The 3,896-nt window shown below is 70.8% G+C and carries 3 protein-coding genes and 1 pseudogene; 1 reads left to right on the top strand and 3 read right to left on the bottom strand.

The annotated features are described in order from the left end of the window. The 3 genes and pseudogenes from O3Q52_RS50160 to fabG all read right to left on the bottom strand — a co-directional run. Nucleotides 1-416, bottom strand: a pseudogene (locus O3Q52_RS50160) (hydroxymethylglutaryl-CoA synthase); the annotation flags it as partial. After that, the gene (locus O3Q52_RS50155; protein ID WP_269655094.1) at nucleotides 416-1,675 is read right to left on the bottom strand and encodes an acetyl-CoA C-acetyltransferase; all 1,260 of its coding nucleotides are present in this window, start codon (nucleotides 1,673-1,675) and stop codon (nucleotides 416-418) included. The gene O3Q52_RS50155 and the pseudogene O3Q52_RS50160, both read right to left, overlap by 1 nt. Nucleotides 1,676-1,720: 45 nt before the next feature. After that, nucleotides 1,721-2,467 (bottom strand): 3-oxoacyl-ACP reductase FabG, encoded by a 747-nt coding sequence (gene fabG, locus O3Q52_RS50150; protein ID WP_269655093.1) that lies wholly within the window; start codon nucleotides 2,465-2,467, stop codon nucleotides 1,721-1,723. A 103-nt stretch (nucleotides 2,468-2,570) separates the two neighbouring features. On the opposite strand from fabG, the gene O3Q52_RS50145 reads away from it, so the two are divergent. Continuing rightward, on the top strand, nucleotides 2,571-3,788 hold the full coding sequence (locus tag O3Q52_RS50145; RefSeq protein WP_269655092.1) for an acyl-CoA dehydrogenase family protein: 1,218 nt from the start codon (nucleotides 2,571-2,573) through the stop codon (nucleotides 3,786-3,788). Nucleotides 3,789-3,896: the final 108 nt, after the last annotated feature.

The following is a 3,896-nucleotide window of genomic DNA, read 5'->3' as shown; positions in this document are numbered from 1 at the left end:
GCCTCGTCGGAGGAGCCGGGCAGCCCGGTCCGCAGGTCGGAGAGGACCGCCAGGGTCGGGATGGGGGAACGGGCGGCGGTCACCAGGGCGCCGAGGCCGGAGCGTACGGAGCCGGCCATGTCGGCGGCGAGGACGTGCTCGTCGAGGCCGAGCGCGGCGTGCACGGCGGTCGCGTTCGTCTTGTCGAGGTAGGCGGGCGCGGCGGTGGCGAGGAAGAGCTGCCCGATGCGGGGGCGCAGCCCGTCGAGGGCCAGGGCTCCGCGGGCCGCCTCGACGGCCATGGAGGTGGTGTCCTCGTCGTAGCCCGCGACCGCCCGGGTTCCCTTGCCCGCCTTGGTGCCCAGGACCGCGGCGACATCCGTTCGCGCCAGGCGGTGGTACGGCACGTACGCGCCATATGCGATCAGTCCGGCCATCAGCGTCCTCCAGGAGCGTTGAGCGCGTTGTGTGCGTGCGTCGGCCGTTCGAAGACCGCGGCCAGGCCCTGCCCGCCGCCGAGGCACATGGTCTCCAGGCCGTAGCGGGCCTGGCGGCGGTCCAGTTCGCGCAGCAGGGTGGCGAGGATGCGGCCGCCGGTGGCTCCGACGGGGTGGCCCAGCGAGATACCCGAGCCATTGACGTTGAACCGGTCGAAGTCGGCCTCGGTCAGGGCCCATTCACGGGTGCAGGCAAGGACCTGGGCGGCGAAGGCCTCGTTGAGTTCGATCAGGTCCATGTCGGCGAGCTTCAGTCCCGCCCGTTCCAGTGCCCTGGCCGTGGCGGGCACCGGTCCGATGCCCATCGTCTCGGGCGGCACACCCACGACGGCCCAGGAGACCAGGCGGCCGAGCGGGCGCAGGCCCAGTTCGGCCGCGCGCTCGGGATGGGTGACGACACAGATCGAGGCGCCGTCGTTCTGCCCGCTGGCGTTCCCGGCGGTGACGGTCGCCCCGGGGTCCTGCCGGCCCAGCACGGGACGCAGCGAGGCCAGCTTCTCCAACGACGAGCCGGGGCGCGGGTGTTCGTCGGTGTCGACGACCGTCTCGCCCTTCCGGGTCCGTACGGTGACGGGGACGATCTCGTCCGCGAACCGGCCCTCCCGCTGGGCCGCGACGGCCTTCTCGTGCGAGCGCTGGGAGAGACGGTCCTGCTCCTCGCGGGGGATGCCGTACGCGCGCCGAAGGTTCTCGGCGGTCTCCAACATGCCACCGGGAACAGGGTGGTTGACGCCGCCGGACGTGACCCGGCCGCGGGCCAGCCGGTCGTGGAGCGTGGTGCCCGCGCCGCGTACCCCCCAGCGCACGTCGGTGGTGTAGAACTCGGCCTGGCTCATGGACTCGACGCCGCCGGCCAGCACCAGGTCGCTCGCGCCGGTCTGCACCTGCATCGCGGCGGTGATGACCGCCTGCAGTCCGGAGCCGCAGCGGCGGTCGATCTGGAGGCCCGGCACCTCCACGGGCAATCCTGCGTCCAGCGCGGCCACACGGCCTATGGCCGGGGCCTCGCCGTTGGGGTAGCACTGGCCCAGCAGGACGTCGTCCACGGCGGCGGGCGGTACGCCGGTGCGTTCCAGCACGGCGCGTACGACCGTGGCCGCGAGTTCGGCCGCCGTCACGTCGCGGAAGACGCCTCCGTAGCCGCCGACCGGGGTACGCAGGGGTTCGCAGATCACCGCGTCACGCAAGAGGGCGGGCATCCGTCGTGCCTTTCATGAGGGGTACGGGTCGGGCGGGGAGCGGGGTCACATGTACCGGCCGCCGGTCACCTCGACCACGGCTCCGGTGATGTAGCTCGCCATGTCGGAGGCGAGGAAGAGGACGACCTGGGCGACCTCGGCGGGTTCGCCCGCGCGGGCCATGGGGATCTCGGCGAGTTTCGCGTCCCAGGCGGCCTGGGGCATCGCCTCGGTCATCGCTGTACGGATGAGGCCTGGCTGTACGGCGTTGACGCGGATGGCGGCCCGGGCCAGTTCCTTGGCGGACGCCTTGGTGAGGCCGACGAGTCCGGCCTTGGCCGCGCTGTAGTTGGTCTGCCCGAAGTTGCCGACCTTGCCGGCGATGGAGGAGATGTTGACGATGCTGCCGCCCTGTCCGTGGGCGCGCATGGCCTCAGCGGCGTACCGGGTGCCGTTCCAGGCTCCGGTGAGGTGGACGTCGACGACTGCGCGGAAGTCGGCGAGGGCCATCTTGCGCAGGGTCGCGTCGCGGGTGATCCCGGCGTTGTTGACCATGACGCCGACCGGTCCGAACACGTCGGTGCCATGGGCGACGAGAGCGGCGACCTCGCCCTCGTCTGTGACGTCGCAGCGCAGCGAGGTGGCGGCCACGCCGTTCTTGGCGAGGAGTTCGGCGGCCTGCGCCGCGGCGACCTCGTTGATGTCGCCGATGACGACGGACGCGCCCGCACCACCGAGCACTCCGGCGATCTCGAAGCCGATGCCCTGTGCGCCGCCGGTGATCACGGCGTTCCGGCCGTCCAGCAGTCCCATGTCAGCCCGCCCTGGCTCGTCGCTATTCCTCTTAAATAGATAACCTATTACACTGAAACAATCAATACCGCGATGGGCCGGCCGAGCGCAGGAGGCACTGCAGGTGGACATCACCTATCCCCCGGAGACCGAGGCGTTCCGCACCGAGGTCAAGACGTTCCTCGCCGATGCCCTGCCCACCGGCTGGAAGGGCATCGGAGCCCTCGACGAGGAGGCCGCATGGACCTTCGCCCGCGACTGGCGCCGACGGCTCGCCGAGCACGGCTTCCTCTCGCTGACCTGGCCCAAGGAGTTCGGCGGCCGCGGCCTGTCCAAACTCCACCAGGTCGTCCTGATGGAGGAACTGGCCCTGGCGGGCGTGCCGTTCGGTCTGCCGCAGGACACCTTCGGCGTGAAGATGCTGGCGAACACACTGCTGCGCTGGGGTACGGAGGAGCAGAAGAGCCACTTCCTGCCGCGCATCCTCAGCGGCGAGGACACCTGGTGCCAGGGCTACTCGGAGCCGGACGCGGGCTCGGACCTCGCGTCCCTCAGGACGCGCGCGGTACGTGACGGTGGGGAGTGGGTGATCGACGGGCAGAAGGTGTGGACCTCCGGCGCCCACCACAGCGACTGGATCTTCGTCCTGGCCCGCACCGACCCCGACGCATCCAAGCACCGCGGCATCTCGTTCCTCCTCGTGCCGCTCGACCAACCCGGTGTCGAGGTCCGGCCGTTCCGCATGATGAGCGGGCAGCTCCACTTCAACGAGGTCTTCTTCAACGGTGCCCGCACCCGGGCCGACCTCGTCGTGGGCGGTGTCGACAACGGCTGGACGGTCGCGCAGAGTCTGCTGGGCGTGGAGCGCGGGGAGGAGGCGGCGACCAATCCGATCCTCTTCCGGGCGGAGGTCGAGCGTCTCGTCGAGCTGGCCCGCCTGTACGGCAAGGACCAGGACCCGGTGATCCGGCAGCGGATCGCCTGGTGCTGGTCCAAGGTCGAGATCATGCGCTTCCTCGGCTACCGGATCCTCACCGGCTGGCTCAAGGGCGCCGAGCCCGGCCCCGAGACGTCGATCGCCAAGCTGTACTGGAGCGAGTACCACATCAAGGTCACCGACCTGGCGATGGACATCATGGGCCTGCACGGCCAGGTTCCCGTCGGACGGCCGCCCCTGCGCACCTACCGCACCGACGATCCCGGTGCCGCGAACTCCTCGGCGTCCTGGTCGACGACCTACCTGATCGCCCTCTCCGGCACGATCTACGCCGGGACGTCCCAGGTGCAGCGGAACATCCTCGCGGAAAAGGTACTGGGGCTCCCGCGCGAGCCGAAGGCTTGATCTCGCCCCCGCCGCCCCTACCCATTCCCGTCACTACTCGGGGGCCAGCCCCCGAACCCCCGCTCCTCAAACGCCGGAGGGGCTGAAGATTTCGCAGCCGGGGCCGAC

Origin of the sequence: Streptomyces sp. ActVer (assembly GCF_027270795.1) — a bacterium.
Classification (GTDB): Bacteria; Actinomycetota; Actinomycetes; order Streptomycetales; family Streptomycetaceae; genus Streptomyces; species Streptomyces umbrinus_A.
Note: the sequence above shows the minus strand (reverse complement) of the source record. Positions and strands in the feature narration are given on the sequence as shown.